Source organism: Xanthomonas cassavae CFBP 4642, from assembly GCF_000454545.1.
Lineage (GTDB): Bacteria > Pseudomonadota > Gammaproteobacteria > Xanthomonadales > Xanthomonadaceae > Xanthomonas > Xanthomonas cassavae.
In genome coordinates, this window is sequence record NZ_CM002139.1 from 3803006 (window position 1) to 3819958 (window position 16953).

Annotated in this window: 12 protein-coding genes and 1 other RNA gene; 11 read left to right on the top strand and 2 right to left on the bottom strand. The window is 66.9% G+C overall.

Annotated elements, in window-relative coordinates; all coding sequences use genetic code 11:
- Positions 1 to 53 precede the first annotated feature (53 nt).
- A complete protein-coding gene (locus XCSCFBP4642_RS0116685) occupies positions 54 to 2156 on the top strand; it encodes a glycosyltransferase (RefSeq protein ID WP_029220790.1) in 2103 nt (700 codons plus the stop codon).
- 265 nt (positions 2157 to 2421) lie between these two features.
- On the opposite strand, the gene XCSCFBP4642_RS29490 is transcribed toward XCSCFBP4642_RS0116685, so the two are convergent.
- Positions 2422 to 3936 (bottom strand): hypothetical protein, encoded by a 1515-nt coding sequence (locus XCSCFBP4642_RS29490; protein ID WP_029220791.1) that lies wholly within the window; start codon positions 3934 to 3936, stop codon positions 2422 to 2424.
- 330 nt (positions 3937 to 4266) lie between these two features.
- The gene (locus XCSCFBP4642_RS0116695; protein ID WP_084624560.1) at positions 4267 to 6438 is read right to left on the bottom strand and encodes a RelA/SpoT family protein; all 2172 of its coding nucleotides are present in this window, start codon (positions 6436 to 6438) and stop codon (positions 4267 to 4269) included.
- Positions 6439 to 6754: 316 nt separating this feature from the next.
- Here XCSCFBP4642_RS0116695 and pqqA point away from each other — a divergent pair, with 316 nt between their 5' ends.
- The 10 genes from pqqA to XCSCFBP4642_RS0116735 all read left to right on the top strand — a co-directional run bounded on the left by pqqA (position 6755) and on the right by XCSCFBP4642_RS0116735 (position 16933).
- Positions 6755 to 6835 carry a pyrroloquinoline quinone precursor peptide PqqA gene (gene pqqA / locus XCSCFBP4642_RS27400; RefSeq protein WP_002812057.1) on the top strand — a complete coding sequence of 27 codons (81 nt, stop codon included), beginning with the start codon at positions 6755 to 6757 and terminating at the stop codon, positions 6833 to 6835.
- Between the two features lie 82 nt (positions 6836 to 6917).
- Positions 6918 to 7817, top strand: coding sequence for a pyrroloquinoline quinone biosynthesis protein PqqB (gene pqqB / locus XCSCFBP4642_RS0116700; RefSeq protein ID WP_029220793.1), 900 nt, complete (start codon positions 6918 to 6920; stop codon positions 7815 to 7817).
- Complete coding sequence (gene pqqC, locus XCSCFBP4642_RS0116705) at positions 7814 to 8566, top strand: pyrroloquinoline-quinone synthase PqqC (protein WP_029220794.1); 753 nt, start codon at positions 7814 to 7816, stop codon at positions 8564 to 8566. The genes pqqB and pqqC overlap by 4 nt, the downstream gene beginning before the upstream one ends.
- Complete coding sequence (gene pqqD, locus XCSCFBP4642_RS0116710; protein ID WP_029220795.1) at positions 8563 to 8841, top strand: pyrroloquinoline quinone biosynthesis peptide chaperone PqqD; 279 nt, start codon at positions 8563 to 8565, stop codon at positions 8839 to 8841. Before pqqC ends, pqqD begins: the two co-directional genes overlap by 4 nt.
- The gene (gene pqqE / locus XCSCFBP4642_RS0116715; RefSeq protein WP_029220796.1) at positions 8838 to 9971 is read left to right on the top strand and encodes a pyrroloquinoline quinone biosynthesis protein PqqE; all 1134 of its coding nucleotides are present in this window, start codon (positions 8838 to 8840) and stop codon (positions 9969 to 9971) included. Before pqqD ends, pqqE begins: the two co-directional genes overlap by 4 nt.
- A 240-nt stretch (positions 9972 to 10211) precedes the next feature.
- Complete coding sequence (locus XCSCFBP4642_RS0116720) at positions 10212 to 10724, top strand: hypothetical protein (protein ID WP_029220797.1); 513 nt, start codon at positions 10212 to 10214, stop codon at positions 10722 to 10724.
- Between the two features lie 61 nt (positions 10725 to 10785).
- A non-coding RNA gene (locus XCSCFBP4642_RS27405) (sX9 sRNA) lies at positions 10786 to 10863 on the top strand.
- Positions 10864 to 11252: 389 nt separating this feature from the next.
- Entirely contained in the window at positions 11253 to 12740 is a 1488-nt protein-coding gene (locus XCSCFBP4642_RS0116725; protein WP_029220798.1) for a PhoPQ-activated pathogenicity-related family protein, read from the top strand.
- A gap of 422 nt (positions 12741 to 13162) precedes the next feature.
- A complete protein-coding gene (locus tag XCSCFBP4642_RS0116730) occupies positions 13163 to 14197 on the top strand; it encodes a glucokinase family protein (RefSeq protein ID WP_029220799.1) in 1035 nt (344 codons plus the stop codon).
- A gap of 99 nt (positions 14198 to 14296) precedes the next feature.
- Positions 14297 to 16933, top strand: a complete 2637-nt coding sequence (locus tag XCSCFBP4642_RS0116735; RefSeq protein WP_029220800.1) for a TonB-dependent receptor — start codon at positions 14297 to 14299, stop codon at positions 16931 to 16933.
- Positions 16934 to 16953: the final 20 nt, after the last annotated feature.

Sequence of the window (16953 nt, forward strand, 5' to 3'; positions counted from 1 at the left end):
GTGGGTCATCGCCACCACGTTCCACCTGCCCTCTACGCCGGAGTTACAACGCAATGTCGATGTCCCTGGCCGATGCGCGCTATCTGTTCAATCGCGTGCTCGGCCTGATCCACCGCTCTGTGGCCAGCATGCGCACGCGCGGGTGGCGCGCCACCTGGCAGCGCATTCGCGTACACACGCAGCCACCTCCGGCCGCACTGGGCACCCTGCTGTGGTTGCCCGAAGCAACACCGTTCGCCCCCTTCGCGGTGCCGCATAGCGCCACGCCACGCGTGACGGTGGTGATTCCGGTCTACAACCACATTGCCCACACCCTGGCCTGTCTGCGCGCACTGGCGGCGCATCCGCCACTGCTGGCGATGGAGATCATCGTGGTGGACGATGGCAGCAGCGATGCCACCGCAGTGCAGCTGCCGCAAATCTCCGGCCTGCACTATCATCTGCGCGCCAGCAATGGCGGCTTCATCGCGGCCTGCAACGACGGCATCGCGCTGGCGCGCGGCGATTACGTGGTGCTGCTCAACAACGACACCATCCCCCAGCCCGGCTGGCTGGATCGGCTGATCGCCACCTTCGATCAGCATCCGGATGCCGGCCTGGTCGGCGCACAGCTGGTCTATCCGGACGGGCGGTTGCAGGAATCGGGCGGCGTGGTGTTTGCCGATGGCAGCGCCTGGAGTTACGGCCGCTTCGAATCAGCCGACGACCCGCGCTATGCGTATGTGCGTGCAATGGATTACTGCTCGGGCGCGGCGATTGCCCTGCCACATGCGCTACTGCAGACGCTGGGCGGGCTGGATCGCCGCTACATGCCCGCCTACTACGAAGATACCGACCTGGCGTTTGCGGTACGCGCCGCCGGCCGCCAGGTCCTGGTCCAGCCGGCCAGCGCGGTGGTGCACGACGAGGGCACCAGCAACGGCACCGACATCCGCACCGGGGTCAAGGCGTATCAGGTGCGCAACCAGCGTGTGTTCGCTGACAAATGGCAGCCCACCCTGGCGGCGCACTTGCCGGTCGGCACCGTCCCCGGACCTGCGCAGCTGCACCGCGGGCAATCCCAGGTGTTGATCCTGGACGAATGCGTGCCGCAGCCGGACCGCGACTCGGGGTCGCTGCGGCAATTCAATCTGATCCGGTTGCTCTGCGAGGAGGGCACGCATGTCGTGTTCGTGCCAACCCGCCGCGAGCACGCCGGGCGCCACACCCAGGCGCTGCAGCAGTTGGGCGTGGAGGTCTGGTACGCACCGTTTCTGGACGGCATCGGCAGCTGGTTGCGCACGCATGGCCCGCGCTTTGCGGTGGTACTCCTGGTGCGCCACCACGTCGCGCACGCCTGCCTGCCGCTGCTGAGACACTACGCTCCGCAAGCGCGCACGCTGTTCGACACCGTCGACCTGCATTACCTGCGCGAGCGGCGCGGCGCCGAACTGGCCGGCGATGCCAATCTGCTGCGCAGCGCAGAACGTACCCGGCTGCGCGAACTGGAGATCATGGCCGCCACCGACGTCACCGTGCTGGTGTCCGACGCGGAACAGGCGCAGTTGCACGCGGACGCGCCGCAGATCCGCACCGCCCTGCTTTCCAACCTGCACGAGGTGGCCGGCAACGGCCCCACCTTCGCGCAACGTCGCGATCTGGTCTTCGTCGGTGGCTTTCGTCACCCGCCCAATGTGGATGCGGTGCAGTGGTTCATCAGTGCGATCTTCCCGCAGGTGCGTGCCCAGTTGCCGGAGGTGGTATTCCACTGCATCGGCGCGGATCTGCCCGATGCGCTGACACTGCTGGCCGAGGAATGTCCCGGCGTGCAGTTGCATGGCCATGTGCCGGATCTGCTGCCGTTCATGGACAACGTCCGCATCGCGGTGGCGCCGCTGCGCTTCGGTGCCGGCGTCAAGGGCAAGATCAATCTCAGCATGGCACACGGGCAACCGGTGGTCGGCACCACCTGTGCGGTGGAAGGCATGCACCTGCGCGATGGTCAGGATGTGTGCGTGGCCGACGACGCCGATGCCTTCGCCAGCGCGATCGTGCACCTGTACCAGGATGCGACGCAGTGGCAGCGCCTGGCCGACAACGGCCTGCGCAACGTGGCCGAGCATTTCTCGCTGGATGCCGCGCGCAGGACAGTGCGTGCATTGTTCATCGACGATTGAGTCGGCACTGCTGAATCGGTGCATCGCCGGATGAAACGGCATGCGGCGGCTGTGGCACGTCGCCGCTGACTCGCAACGCGATTCTGAGTGCAATCGCGAGCGAACAGCGCGCATCTTGGCGCGCACCCGCTGGCAACAGCGCGCGGTTGCCATCTCCGTTCATCTGGTGGAGTAACAACCCGCTTGGCCCCCTCTGCTGCGGGAAAGGGGCTGAGAGAAAAGGGACGAACGCAGGCCGGGCACTGCGCTGCCACGCTCGCTCCCATCAGCGCTGCTCGGTCACTGCCCTGACCCGCCGCGTGAACTCGGCCAGTTCCGGCAGTCCCGGATCCAGCTGGTGTGCCTCGTCCTGCGCACGCCGCGCGAACGCGGCATCTTCCTGGCCCAGGCGTTCGCTGCCAACAGCAATCCAGCGCTGCGCCAGGCGCCGGCGTGCGGCGGCCAGCGCCTCGTCCGTCGGCGTCAATGCCTGCCAGGCATCCAGGCAGCCACGTGCCGCGCGCAAGCGGTTATCGCGAAGCTCGTCTTCGAAACAGCGTCGACTGGCCGGCGCCACGCGCGCAGCAGCCTGCAGCACGCGCGCATCGCGCGCCGCCAGCGCCTGTGCGGCGCGCACGGCGTCGTAGGCGCTGGCGCCCGGCGGGGTCATCCATTGCTGTCGCGCCTCGGCATCGGTTACGCGTTGCAGCAGCACGCGCAACCGGCGTTCGCGTACGCCGCGCGACAAGCCGGTGTCGGGCCCACGCTGGGCATCGCGCGCGCGCGCGATCGCCTGCTCGGCCTGGGCGATGGAGGCGGCGCCCGGCACCAGCACCCGCGCCTGCTGCAGCGACTGTATGGCGTCGTCAAAATGGAAATCCGCGGCCTGGCGCCCCGCCTGGGCAGCATATTCGCTGGCCACCTGCTCGAGCCCGCGACGTGCGCCGGCATCTTCCGGCTCGGCTGCCAGCACCGCCATGAAATCACGCGCCGCCGGTGCCAGGCGACCACGTCGCAGCAAGGTGTCGGCACGCTGCCGCCGCTGTTCGAGCGCACGGTGGTAATGGCCTTCGGTCGACGGCACATCGGCGTGGCCGGCGTCGTAGCGCTTGGCCGCCACCAACAGCGCGGCGGTCTCGCCAAGCGCATCGCGCGCCAAGGCGTGGCGCGCCTGCGCCAGCAGATCGGTCAGGGCATCTTCGCGCCCTTCCAGCGCGTCGGTACGGTCCGGTGCCAGGCTGAGGACGCGTTGGTACAGCGGCAATGCACTGTCGGGCGTGCCATCCAGGCGGCCCTGTTGCTGGGCGGCGACTGCTTGGGCGACCAGGGCATCCAGGCCGGCGCGGCGCGCCTGCAGGTCGCGCAGACGCAGGGCGACCGGGGCGATCTGCGCCTGCGGCACCTCCAACGCGGTTGCCAGCGCCAGCGCACGTTGCGCATCAGCCGCATCGCCGGCCGCGATCGCTGCACGCGCCTGCACCACCGCAGCCGCACCGGTACGCGCCAGCCCGGCGCGGGCCTCGCTGCGGTCGCCATCCAGCGCAAGTGCGGCGGCAAACAGTTCGCGTGCCCCGTTGCCGTCGGCAGCACTGAGCTTGCCGCGTGCCAATGCGGCATTGCCACGCTGCAGCAGTTGCTGGATCCGGGTGTCCGGCCACAGCCAGTCGGCGAGCGGCTGGCGCAACACGATCACACCCATCAGCAGGCAGAGCGATAGCGCCAGCACCACGCGCCAGAGCGCGCGGCTGCGCAACGGCGCCCAGAGGCGGGGCGACCTGGCCCAGCGCGGCAGCGGAAACATGCGGTTGCGTCCATCCTTGGCGCGACCTGACGGGGACGCGTTCACCCCGCCATGGTAGCGGGGTGGCGCGAAGGTGGCGTGGGTTGTTTGGGAATCGGGAATCGGGAATCGGGAATCGTTGAGGCGAGCACGTGCGAACGGCTGGAGGCGACTCGAACTCCGTAGGCGAGTTTTCAAGGCGCCTGCAGTGGGGGCAGGCGCATCGGCAGCGTGAGAGGCTGCCCGTATCGCGAGCAAGCCGGACGGATGAGCGGTGGGAGCTGCGCACGTATTGGCAGCATCGGCAGGAAGGGGCACCTTGACGCAGAACGCTGCGGTCTTGCCGGCCGCTCAGCCCAGTCGCCGCACTTCGCTGACGCCGGGCAAGGCATCCAGCTTGCCCAGCAGCGCAGACAACTGGTCGTAGTCGCTGACCTTCAGCCGCAGTCGCAGCTGCGCCCTGCCGGTGTCGCGCACGTTGTCGCTGTTGATCTCCAGCACGTGGGCGTCTTCCTGCGCGATCAGGTTGGTGATGTCCTTGAGCAGCCAGCGCCGGTCCACCGCACGCACCTGCACATCCACCTCGTAGCCGCTGCCCGCCTTGCCCCACTCCACCGGCAACACGCGCTGCGGGTGGGCGGCGGCCAGCCGCGCCAGGGCCACGCAGTCGGTGCGGTGCACGGTGATGCCGCGGCCGCGGGTGAGGTAGCCGGCAATCGGCTCGCCGGCCACCGGCTGGCAGCACCGCGCCAGTTGCACCAGCAGGTTGCCCACGCCCTGTACGGTGAACTTGGACTTGCCCAGGCCCTCGCGGCGCGCGGTCGGACGCGGCGGCGCAGGCACCGCCGGCTGCGAGGCGGCGCGCTCGGCCTCCAGCAGCGCACGGCTGATCTGGTTCGGCCCGGTATCGCCCAGCGCCACCTGGATGTAGAGATCGTCCACGCTGTCGGCGTGAAACTTGCGCGTCGCCACGCCCAGGTCGGCGTGCTGCAGGCCCAGCCGCTTGAGTTCGCGGTCCAGCAACTCCTTGCCGGCCTGCACATTGCGTGCGCGGTCGAGCTTGTGGAACCAGGCGCGCACCTTGTCGCGCGAACGCCCGCTGGCCAAGAAGCCGTTGGCGGCCAGCAGCCAGTCGCGGCGCGGGTCCGCTTCCTTGGCGGTCATGATCTCCACGCGGTCGCCACTGCGCAGCCGGTAGGTCAGCGGCACGATGCGGTCGTTGACCCGCGCGCCGCGGCAGCGGTGCCCCACCATGGTGTGCACGTGGTAGGCAAAATCCAGCGGGGTGGCACCCTGCGGCAGATCGATGACCTCGCCCTTGGGGGTCAACGCATACACGCGGTCCTCGATCAGCTCGGCATCCAGCGCGCCGGCCAGTTCGCCATGGTCGCCCTCCTGCACCTGCTCCAGCAGCTGGCGCATCCACAGGATCTTGCGGTCGAAGGCCTTTTCGGCGCCCTTGCCGCCTTCCTTGTACTTCCAGTGCGCGGCCACGCCGAGCTCGGCCTGGGCATGCATCTCAAAGGTGCGGATCTGGATTTCGATGGTGCGCCCTTCCGGGCCGACCACCGCGGTGTGCAGCGAGCGATAGTCGTTGGCCTTGGGCCGGGCGATGTAATCGTCGAACTCGCTGGGCACCGGCGTCCACAGCGAATGCACCGCACCCAGCGCTGCATAGCAGGCCGCCACGTCGTCCACCATCACCCGCACCGCGCGCACGTCGTACAACTGGTCGAACGACAGGCGTTTTTTCTGCATCTTCCGCCAGATGCTGTAGATGTGCTTCGGCCGCCCGCTCACCTCGGCGCGCAGGCCCTGATCGGCCAGCGCGCTCGAGAGGGTGCGCTTGACCGCCTCGATATAGCGTTCGCGGGCGATGCGGGTCTCGTCCACTTCGCGGGCGATGCGGCGGTAGGTGTCCGGCTCCAGATGCCGGAACGCCAGGTCTTCCAGCTCCCACTTCACCTGCCAGATGCCCAGCCGGTTGGCCAGCGGCGCATGGATGTCGCGGGTGAGCTGGGCCAGCGCACGGCGCTGCTCTTCGCTGAGGCGGTCGGCCACGCGCATCCGCGCCAGTTGCCGTGCCAGCAGGATCGGCACCACGCGCAGGTCGTGGATGATGGACAGCAGCAGCCGCCGCAGCCCTTCGCTGTTGCGCCCGGCCTCGCGCCCGGCATGCAGCGCCCACACCTGATCGGCCGCGTCCAGTCCGTCGAGCAGCCCTTCCACTGCCACCCGGCGTTCGGCCGGCTGCCAGGGCAGGCCGGCCATCGCAGCGCGTAGTGTCGGCAGGTCGAACAGCAATGCCGCGATCAACGTGGCCTCGTCGGCAGCCAGCAGTGCCAGCGCATCCAGCGTGTCGCCAAGCAGCGACCACGCCACGCTGTCGGCTAGCGCAGGCGGCGCGTCCTGCCAGGCGCGCGCCAGCGCTTCGCGCAACACGGGGGCAACCGATGCCAGCGCGGGGCGCTGCAGCACTGCCTGCAGGCGATCAAATGAGGAACTGGTCACAACGGTGGACACGGCGGCAGGCGATGACTGGGGTCTGCAGCTACGGTAACGTGCGCGTCACCATCTCCACAACGCGCAATTTCCAGCCTGGCGTTGGCAGCTTATCTGGGCGCACTTATGGTCGATTCACCCGCCAAAGGCTTGATTCGCAACCGCTGCGCGCCATGACGCGTGCGATAGCGCACACGCAGCGGTGCACGGAGTGGACTTTTTACGTGCTCTTTACAACTCGGCCAGACCGGCTGCCTATGCTCCCTGCACGTCATCGCCGCAGTGCGCAGCGACGGCGTTTTCCACCCACTGCTTTCCACCCACTGCGAGGTAGCCGATGAAGACCTGGAAGAAGCCTGTCGTTCGTGAAGTGAATTGTGGCGCCGAAATCAACTGCTACGTCTCCGGCGAGTTTTGATCCGGCCGTTTCTTGGCTCACCTGCTGCCCTTCCCCTTGGTGCATGACCGGCCGCGGCCGGCAGATTAGGTAACAGCTCTCCATGCGCATCATCGTCTTGGGATCGGCGGCCGGCGGTGGGCACCCGCAGTGGAATTGCCATACCCCCGCAAGCCAGCGGGCGTGGCAACAAGCAGACGGTGCCCAGCGTCGTACCCAGGCCAGCATCGCCGTCAGTGCGGATGGCCAGCGATGGGTCCTGATCAATGCCTCACCCGATGTTCGGCAACAGCTACTTGCGACGCCTGCGCTCTGGCCGCAGCATGGCCTGCGGCATTCGCCGATCGAGGCGGTGCTGCTGACCAGCGGCGAGATCGACCATATCGCCGGGCTGCTGTCGATGCGCGAGAGCCAGGCGTTCTCGTTGCATGCCAGCAGCCGCGTGCTGGACCTGCTTGCGCAGAACCCGATCTTCGACGCCCTCAATCCGCACTACGTGTCGCGGCAGCCATTCACGCTGGACACGCCGTTGTCACTACTGGGACTGCAACTGACGCCATTTTCGGTGCCGGGCAAGGTCCCGCTGTTCATGGAATCGCGCAGTGGCGGCGACCTGGCCGGCTCCAATGAAGAGACGTTGGGCCTGACCATCGACGATGGCCGCCACCGCGTGCACTACATTCCCGGCTGCGCGGCCATGACCGACGCACTGCGCGAGCGCCTGCGCGGCGCCGAGCTGGTGTTCTTCGACGGCACGCTGTGGCGCGACGACGAGATGGTGCAGCTGGGCGTCAGCCAGAAAACCGGCCAGCGCATGGGCCATCTCAGCATCGATGGCCCGGAAGGCACCATGGCCGCATTCGCCCCGCTCGATGTGGCGCGCAAGATCTTCATCCACATCAACACCACCAATCCCGTGCTCGATCTCCATTCGCCCGAATACGCCAGCGCGCGCGCCAACGGCTGGGAGATTGCACACGACGGCCTGGAGATCACCCTGTGACCGCCCTGCTCACCCCGGACCAACTGGAAGCGGACCTGCGCACCATCGGCGCACGTCTGTATCACGACCGGCACCCGTTCCATGCGCTGCTGCACGATGGCAAGCTCGATCGCGGCCAGGTGCAGGCCTGGGCGCTCAACCGCTTCGAATATCAACGCTGCATTCCCTTGAAGGACGCGGCGATCCTGGCGCGCATGGAAGACCCCGCGCTGCGCCGCATCTGGCGCCAGCGCATCCTCGACCATGACGGCAACAGCGCCGCCGACGGCGGCATCGCGCGCTGGCTGCATCTGACCGACGCACTGGGCCTGGACCGCCACCTGGTGGAATCCGGACGTGCATTGCTGCCGGGCACGCGCTTCGCGGTGCAGGCGTATCTGCAGTTCGTGCGCGAAAAGAGCCTGCTCGAAGCGATTGCCTCGTCGCTCACCGAGTTGTTCGCCCCCAACATCATCGGCCGGCGCGTGGCCGGCATGCTGAAGCACTACGACTTCGTCTCGCCCGAGGCGCTGGCCTACTTCGAGCATCGCCTGACCGAGGCGCCGCGCGATTCGGATTTTGCGCTGGATTACGTCAAGCAACATGCCAACACCGCAGAGAAGCAGGCGCTGGTCAAGGCTGCGCTGCACTTCAAGTGCTCGGTGCTGTGGGCGCAACTGGACGCCTTGCACGTGGCCTATGTCTCACCGGGGATCGTCTGGCCGGACGCCTTCGTACCCGACCGCGCTGGCAGCCGGGTCGCCGCGTGAGCAACATCGGCCGCGACAGCCAGCCGGCCCTGCGCGCAGGCGTGCGCCTGCAATACGACCGTGCACGTGACCAATGGGTGCTGCTCGCACCCGAGCGCGTGGTCGAACTGGACGAGATCGCCGTCGTGGTGGCGCAACGTTTCGACGGGATGCGCTCGCTGGCGCAGATTGCGCTGGAGCTGGCGGCGGAATTCGATGCCGACCCTGCGCAGATCGAGGCGGATGTGATCGAACTCACCGGCACCCTGCATCAAAAGCGTTTGCTGCGACTATGAGCAATGCCGTGCCGCCACCGCCGCTGTCCGTGCTGCTGGAGCTGACCCACCGCTGCCCATTGGCGTGCCCGTACTGCTCCAACCCGATTGCGCTGGCGGCGCTGCGCGAAGAGATGGATACCGAGGGTTGGCGTTCGCTGCTGCAGCAGGCCGCCGACATGGGCGTGCTGCAAGCGCACTTTTCCGGTGGCGAGCCGATGCTGCGCAAAGATCTGCCCGAGCTGGTGGCGCACGCGCGCGCACTTGGCCTGTACAGCAACCTGATCACCTCCGGCGTGGCCGGCGGCGAGCCGATGCTGGACCAGTTGCAGGCCGCCGGGCTGGAGCACGTGCAGTTGAGCGTGCAGGACGTGGACCCGGCCGGTGCCGATCGCATTGCCGGGTATCGCAACAGCCTGTCCAAGAAGCGCGAATTCGCAGCCGCCGTGCGTGCGCGCGGCCTGCCACTGACGCTCAACGCGGTGCTGCACCGGCATAACGCCGAACGGGTGCCGCAGATGATTGCGCTGGCGCTGGAATGGCAGGCCGAACGCATCGAAGTGGCCCATACCCAGTACTACGGCTGGGGGCTGCGCAACCGTGCTGCACTGATGCCCAGCCGTGAACAATTGATGGGCACGATTGATGCGGTAGAAACGGCACGCCGCGAACTTGGCGACCGCCTGGCGATCGACTTCGTGACCCCCGACTATTACGCACGCCAGCCCAAGCCCTGCATGGGCGGCTGGGGACAGCGCTTCGTCAATATCTCTCCGCGCGGCGACGTGCTGCCCTGCCATGCTGCCGAAACCATCGAGGGCATGCGCTTCGACAATCTGCGCGATCGCACGCTGGCGCAGATCTGGAACCACGGCGACGCATTCGCGCGTTTCCGGGGCACCGCATGGATGCCCGAGGTGTGCCAGGGCTGCCCCAAACGCGAGATCGACTGGGGCGGCTGCCGCTGCCAGGCGCTGGCGCTCAGTGGCGATGCCGCCACGCTGGACCCGGTGTGCGAGCGCTCGCCGGCGCATGCGCAGATGCGCGCCACTGCCGAACACGAAGCTGCCGCGCCTGCACCGGAATTCGTCTACCGCCGCCCGGCGCGTGCCGAACGCGCGCCTTCCACCGCCAACGTCATGCCGGACTAGCCGCTACACAACCGCGCCTGCGCGTTGGTACCGCACTCGGATTCTGCGCAGCAGACAGCGACACGGTCACTATCTGGCTCGGCATGACCATCCTGCTGACCACTCACCGTGCCTGCTCGTCAAGCGGCTGCGCTGGGCAGGACCCGGCAGCCGCCAGATGGTCTGCCAGCCGCCGGGCATCCGCAGCCGCCTGCCCGCCCAGCGTCTACACTAGCGGCCTCTCATTGACGGATGGCTCCCATGTCGCTCGCGCGCCGCATTCCACTGCTGGTCTGCCTGACCCTTGCATTGACCGCCACACCGGCGCTGGCCCAGCGCGCCGTGCAGGGCGACCTGCAGTCGCAGATGAGCGCCGAGCAGTTCAAGGCCGCCGGCCTGGACAAGCTCACCGCCAGCGAACTGACCGCGCTCAACGACTGGTTGCAGGGCAAGGTTGCCAAGGAAGCCGCGGTGGTGGTCGAACAGGCCAAGGAAGCCGGTCGTCAGGAGGTCATCGTCAAGAACCGCGGCTTCTTGGACTTCGGCAGCAAGGAGCCGATCGAAAGCAATCTCGTGGGCGAGTTCAAGGGGTTCTCCAAGGGCCGTATTTATACCCTGGCCAACGGTCAGGAGTGGGAACAGACCGATGCGGCCAGCCTGTCGGGCGTGCGCAAGGACGCGCCGAAGGTGAAGATCAAACCCGGCCTGGTCGGCGTGTGGTATCTGCAGATCGAGGGCTATAACACCCCAGCCAAGGTGCGGCGGATCAAGTAAGCGCCGCTGACCATACGACTGCGCGGCCGTCAGGCAGGCGCGGCGGCCGCCCGGAATCGGCGTGTACCGCACTCGTACACTCCGGTTCTAAGTGTACCCTCCATACCACCTGACGATTGCTCGCTAGGTTCCGTTGGCCGCTCTCAGGCGCATGGTGACGCCGCCGCCCGCTGGCCATACAGGAGGCTTGGCGCGCCAGCGCGCCGACCTCGGTCACGACCACGCCAGCCATCGCCACCGCGATATGCGCGCCGGTGCTGCTGGCGTGCACTATCAACCGAAAGATCAAGACCACCGGCAGACGGCATAACCGGCGCCTGCGCACATCGGATGCGCCATCGCGGTCGCACTCTGTGCATTTGATTGGTGGTGGCTTCGCGTGCGCCGCCACCATGCAGCCCTCGATCACCGGGGCATGCACGCCTCTGCCAGACTTCAGCACAGCCGTCCGTTGCCCTGCCGCACACCTCTGGTGGCTGCCTGCCTGCTGACAATCGCAGCGCCCTACGCTGTATTCGGAGAACGCCGATGCCCCTGACGACACGTTGTGCCCTCGCACTGCTGCTGTTCACTACCGGATCGGCGCTGGCCGACACCGCTGCCGAGCAATGCACGCGACCGGAGGTCGGATTCGACCAGGCGCTGGTCTGCTATCACGACGCAGTGGAGCGACAGCCGCTGGTGTATGCCCGCGTTGCCACCAGCACGTTGAACGGGGTGGAGCGGCGCGACTATCTGTTGACCTCGCAGACCTGGTCGCCCGAATCGCTGGTCACCCCGGCCGTGTGGCAGCACGCTGTGGCGATCTACGTGCCTGCCGATGCGCTACCCACCCGCGCCGTGCTGCTGTCCACCAATGGCCTCCGCAATGCGGCTGCGGGCAGCGCGGCGCAACCGGCCAGCGAGCTGCAACCCGACGCGCTGGCTGCCCTGGCGCAGCGCAGCCGCACCGTGGTGATCGCGCTGAGCGACATTCCCAATCAGGCGCTGACCTATCGAGGAGACGACACGCCACGCCGCGAGGATGACAGTGTTGCCTATACCTGGTCGCAGTTCCTGCAAGCGCCGCAGCAGCGCAAGACCCTGCTGCTGCATGTACCGATGGCGGCGGCGATCGCACGCACCATGTCGCTGGCCGAGCGCGAGCTGGCGCCGCTGCGGATCCATCGTTTCATTCTCACCGGTGCCTCCAAGCGCGGCTGGGCGAGCTGGCATGCCACCATCGCCGACCGACGCGTGGAGGCGGTGGTGCCGTTGGTGATCGACATCCTCAACATGCCGGCCGTGCTGAACCATATGTACCGGACCTATGGCGGCAATTGGCCGATCGCATTCGCCCCCTACGCCAGGCAGGGAATCACCGCGCAGCTGCAGACGCCGGAGTTCGCGCAGCTGGTGCAGGTGCAGGATCCGCTCAGCTACCTGCGCACGCCGTACCGCAAGCGCCTGTCGGTGCCCAAGTACATCGTCAACGCCAGTGGCGACGATTTCTTCCTGCCAGATAACACGCGGTTCTTTTACGACGCATTGCCTGGCAGCAAGGCCCTGCGCATGGTGCCCAACAGCGCGCATAACGGCATCCGCGCATCGGTGGTCGACAGCCTGGTGCCCTTTGTCACGCGCTTGCAGCAGCGGCGCGCGCTCCCGCAGCTCAGCGATGCACTGCAGGCAGGAACGGCGCCAAGGATCCGCCTGCGCTCCTCCGAGCGCCCTACCCAACTGCGGCTCTGGAGTGCCAGCAATCCCCAGGCGCGCGATTTCCGCTATGCCTGCGGCATCCGTTACAGCGCGACCCCGCTGCCGCTACCACGCGGCCGAAAGGTGGCGGTGCCGGTACAGGTTCCGGCAGCTGGCTGGAGCGCGTACTTCGTCGAAGCCACCTACGCCGATGGCTTCGTCGCCACCAGCCAGACCTATGTGCTTGGTCAGCAGCATTACCCGACCCAGGCACCGCCCCCCGACAACGCCGCCTGCAGCACGCTACCGGGCGTTGCCAGCCGTGCCGCAGCAGGCTGAAAAGCGGAACGCGCCGTGCGCTGACGCGACGACAGACGCGCCGCGCCTTCCGGCGCGTAAGCGCGATCGTTGTCCCTAGTATGTAGGGCATGTCTACACCTTGGTCATCGAGCACTACCGCCCGCCTGCGGACATAGCCCCGACGACAGCGCGGCCACCACTGCTTCGGGCTTGAGTCTGCCAGCCAGCTGACTCGCCGATGCGCAGCATCGCACCCATGGGCAATCCACCAACTCGACGATGTTGACCGGCCTGCGCAACGAAGTCCGCACACAACCGGGCAACAGGGCTGATCTTGCACTTGAGTCCGCCGGCAAGATCGATCCAACCCGACTGGACCATTGACATCGTTGTCACCAACTCCTACACAGGCCCCTACTCACTGACGGCACGGGCCGATCAGATGGATCAAAGGACAGCATGTGGCTGCGACCTCGCACTCTGCTCAGGCGTCTGGCTTGCCCGCCATTCCCGCCGCAACCGGCTTCATCGCCGCCGATGTCGGTGGCACGCATGTGCGTCTTGGTCATGCGCTGCAGACAGACGGCGGCGCGGTCGAGCTGGCGCATTACCGCACCTATCGCTGTGCCGACTACCCCAGCCTGGACGCCATCCTGGCCGACTTCCTGCAACAGGTGAGCGGCGTGGATGCGGTGGTCATCGCCAGTGCCGGGATTGCACTGGACGAAGACACCTTCATCAGCAACAACCTGCCGTGGAGCATTTCGCCCAAGCGCCTGCGCAACGTGCTCGACCTGCGTCGCGTGCAAGTGGTCAACGATTTCGAAGCGGTCGCCTATGCCGCACCGCTCATGAAGCCGCGTGCGGTGCTGCAGCTGAGCGGGCCCACACCGCGGCATGCACGCGCCGCCGGTCCCATCCTGGTGGTCGGGCCGGGCACCGGGCTCGGGGCAGCGGTGTGGATCGATGCCAGGCCGCGCCCGATCGTGCTGGCCACCGAAGCCGGCCAGGTCGCGCTGGCCAGCACGCACGCGCACGAAGCGCAGCTGCTGCACATCCTGCTGCGCGATCGGCACTACCTGCCACTCGAACATGTCCTGTCCGGCCCCGGCCTGCTGCGGCTCTACACCGCCGCCTGCCAATTGCATGGCACCGCACCGCGGCTCGTATTGCCCGCGGCGATCACCCACGCCGCCCTGCATGAAGACGATGCGCTGGCACGCGAAACGCTGCAGGTGTTCTGCGCCCTGCTCGGCCATGCCGTGGGCGACATGGCCCTGGCTTACGGCGCGGCCGGCGGCATCTATCTGGCGGGCGGCATCCTGCCGACCATCGGCAGCTTCCTGGCAGCCAGCGCGTTTCGTGCGCGCTTCCTCGACAAGGGCGGCATGCGCGAGGTGCTCGAACGCATCCCGGTCAAATTGGTCGAGCACGGGCAATTGGGCGTGTTCGGCGCAGCCAATTGGTATCTGCAGCACCACGCTGACGTGTCGTAAGCGATTGGCCGGGCGTTTCCCGAACGCGTGGCGGCAAGACCCCGCATCCGGCGAGCAGCGGCCCGCCGTCCATCCCTGTGCGTGATGAGGAGAGACATCATGAAATACAGCACCACCCTGCTGTCCAGCGCGATTGCGTTGTCGTTGGCATTCACCGTGCAAGCCCAGGACGCTGCAGGCCAGCAAGCCACCGACCTGGATGCTGTCCAGGTGGTCGGCATCCGTGCCAGCCTGGAAAGATCGCTCGACACCAAACGCAACAACGCAGGCATCTCCGAGGCGATCACCGCCGAGGACATCGGCAAATTCCCCAGCACCAACGTGGCCGAAGCGTTGTCGCAGATTCCCGGCGTCACGCTGGACAGGCGCTTCGGCCAGGGCGAGCGGGTCAGCATCGACGGCACCGACCCCAGCCTGAGCCTGTCGTTCCTGGACGGCCACCCAGTGGCGCAGGCGATCTGGCTGTACGGCGAACAACCCAACCGCGGCTTCGACTACACCTTGCTGGCGCCGCAGATCCTGGGCCGTGCGGAAATCCTCAAATCCTCCGAGGCGCGGCTGACCGAAGGCAGCCTGGGCGGCACCGTACTGATGCATACCCGTCAGCCGCTGGATCTGGAGGTCCACGAGGCGGCCGCCTCGATCGGCTACAGCTACAGCGACCAGGCCAGCCAGGGCAAGCCCAACGCGGCATTGCTCTACAGCTGGAAGAACCGCGCGCAGACCTTCGGTATCGCGGTGTCGGCGCAGCATTACGAAGAGCGCGTGGACCGCCGCGGCATGGAAGTGTTCGGCTACGCACCGGCCAGCAGTTTCGCCAATGCCACAGGCACGGTGCCGCCCGATGCCGATGTGCCCAACTCGATCAATGCCGCCTGGTTCCAGCAGGACCGCGAGCGCGACAGCGCCGTGGTCAACCTGCAGCTCAAGCCCAGCGAGGCGCTGGAGTTCAATCTGAGCGGCCTGTACATCAACGAGAGGTTCGACAACTACAACCAGTCGATGTACAGCTTTCTGACCTGGAATCCCGGCACCGTTGCCGCGGTGGATCGCTTGGGCGATGTGCGCAATGGCGTGGTGACCAGCGGCCATTCCAGCGCCAATGCCGACCCGCTCGGCGGCACGGTGATCTACGACAACAACGTGCGCGAGTCGGAAGTCGCCACCAAGGGCCTGGACCTGCGCGGCGCATTTCGCGGCGAGGGCTGGGGCCTGAATGGACAGATCGGCCAAAGCAAGTCCGAGAACACCGACCTGTCGCAATACTTCATCGAGCCGTTCTACAACGGCGGTTTCAGCTGGGACACGCGCCGCGGTATCCGCTTCGACGACGCGGCCGGGGCACGCGACCCGGCCAACTGGGGCTCGGCCGGCGGCTGGTTCGGCAACAACGGCATCTTCTCCACCGAAAGCAAGGACACCTACGGCCAGCTGGATCTCAACCTGCAGTTCGACAGCGTATTCAATCAACTGCTGCTGGGCGTGCGCCACGGCAAACACGACGAGCGCTTCGAACTCAATGTCTATGGCGGCGTCACACCCGGCACGCTGGCCGACGTGGGCACCATCGGCCTGACCGATCTGGACGGTTTCTATCCCGACCATGGCCGGCATGTGCAGGCGGGCCGCAACAATGTACTGAACTGGATCGGCAACAGTCCGGTGGATTACGCCGCACCCGATCCGGCCAGCTATCTCAACAACACCTGGGCGCTGCAGCAGACCAACAATGCCGCCTACGCGCAGTTGAATTTTTCCGGCGGCGGTCTACGCGGCAATCTTGGCGTGCGCTATGTCGATTCCAAGACCGAGGGCAGCGGCTTCGTCTACAGCGGCACGCCCTCGCTGGCCAACGCCGACAGCCTGTGGCAGACCCGCACCCGCAAGGAGGATTTCCTACTGCCCTCGCTGACCCTGTCGTATGACACCAACGCCGATTGGGTGTTCCGCTTCGCCGCGGCCAAGGTGATCGCCTGGGCGCCGTACAACCAGATGGTCAACAACACCTTCCTCAACGACACCACGCTGACCGGCAGTGGCGGTAACGCGGAGTTGTCGCCATACGAGTCGTGGAATTTCAACCTCTCGGCCGAGTACTACTTCGCCCAGCAATCGGTGGTGGCCTGGTCGGTGTTCTACAAGAAGATCGAGAACTACATCGACACCAGTGCCAGCGTGGAGCGCCAGTACAACGCACTGCGCGATACCGCGCCGCAGAGCTGGGCGCAGTTGGTGGGCAGCAATGGCTGCACCGCAGACGGCTATTGCGACTACAGCATCCAGCGGCCGCGCAACGCCGGCCAGGGCAAGGTCAAGGGCTTCAATCTCTCGTTCCAGCAACCCTTCGGCGACAGCGGTTTCGGCCTGACCGGCAACTACACCTACGCCAACGGCGAGAACAACACCGGCGATGCCCTGCCCTACCAGTCGCGCAACAGCGTGGCGTTCAGCCCGTACTTCGAGAAAGGCCCGCTCAACGCACGGCTGACCTACAACTGGCGCGACAGCTATCTGGCCGGCGGTTACGTGGCCGGCGCTGCCCCGGCCAGCGTGGACGACTATGCCGAGCTCGGTGCCAGTATCGGGTTTGCGTTCAGCCCGAACTGGTCGCTGCAGCTGGATGCACAGAACCTGCTGGACGAAGAGTACCTGCAGTATCTTGGCGACAAGGACCACCTGGCCGGCCGCTACAAGAGCGGGCGACGCTACATGGCCACCTTGCATCTGAAGTTCTGATACACGTCTGCGACGACCGC

Bases quoted from the DNA above. Each gene is read 5' to 3' on its own strand.
- pqqB (WP_029220793.1), top strand. From the start codon at position 6,918: ATGCGCATCATCGTCTTGGGATCGGCGGCCGGCGGTGGGCACCCGCAG.
- XCSCFBP4642_RS0116685 (WP_029220790.1), top strand. From the start codon at position 54: ATGTCGATGTCCCTGGCCGATGCGCGCTATCTGTTCAATCGCGTGCTC.
- pqqA (WP_002812057.1), top strand. From the start codon at position 6,755: ATGAAGACCTGGAAGAAGCCTGTCGTTCGTGAAGTGAATTGTGGCGCC.
- XCSCFBP4642_RS0116725 (WP_029220798.1), top strand. From the start codon at position 11,253: ATGCCCCTGACGACACGTTGTGCCCTCGCACTGCTGCTGTTCACTACC.
- XCSCFBP4642_RS0116720 (WP_029220797.1), top strand. From the start codon at position 10,212: ATGTCGCTCGCGCGCCGCATTCCACTGCTGGTCTGCCTGACCCTTGCA.
- XCSCFBP4642_RS0116735 (WP_029220800.1), top strand. From the start codon at position 14,297: ATGAAATACAGCACCACCCTGCTGTCCAGCGCGATTGCGTTGTCGTTG.
- XCSCFBP4642_RS29490 (WP_029220791.1), bottom strand. From the start codon at position 3,936: ATGTTTCCGCTGCCGCGCTGGGCCAGGTCGCCCCGCCTCTGGGCGCCG.
- pqqE (WP_029220796.1), top strand. From the start codon at position 8,838: ATGAGCAATGCCGTGCCGCCACCGCCGCTGTCCGTGCTGCTGGAGCTG.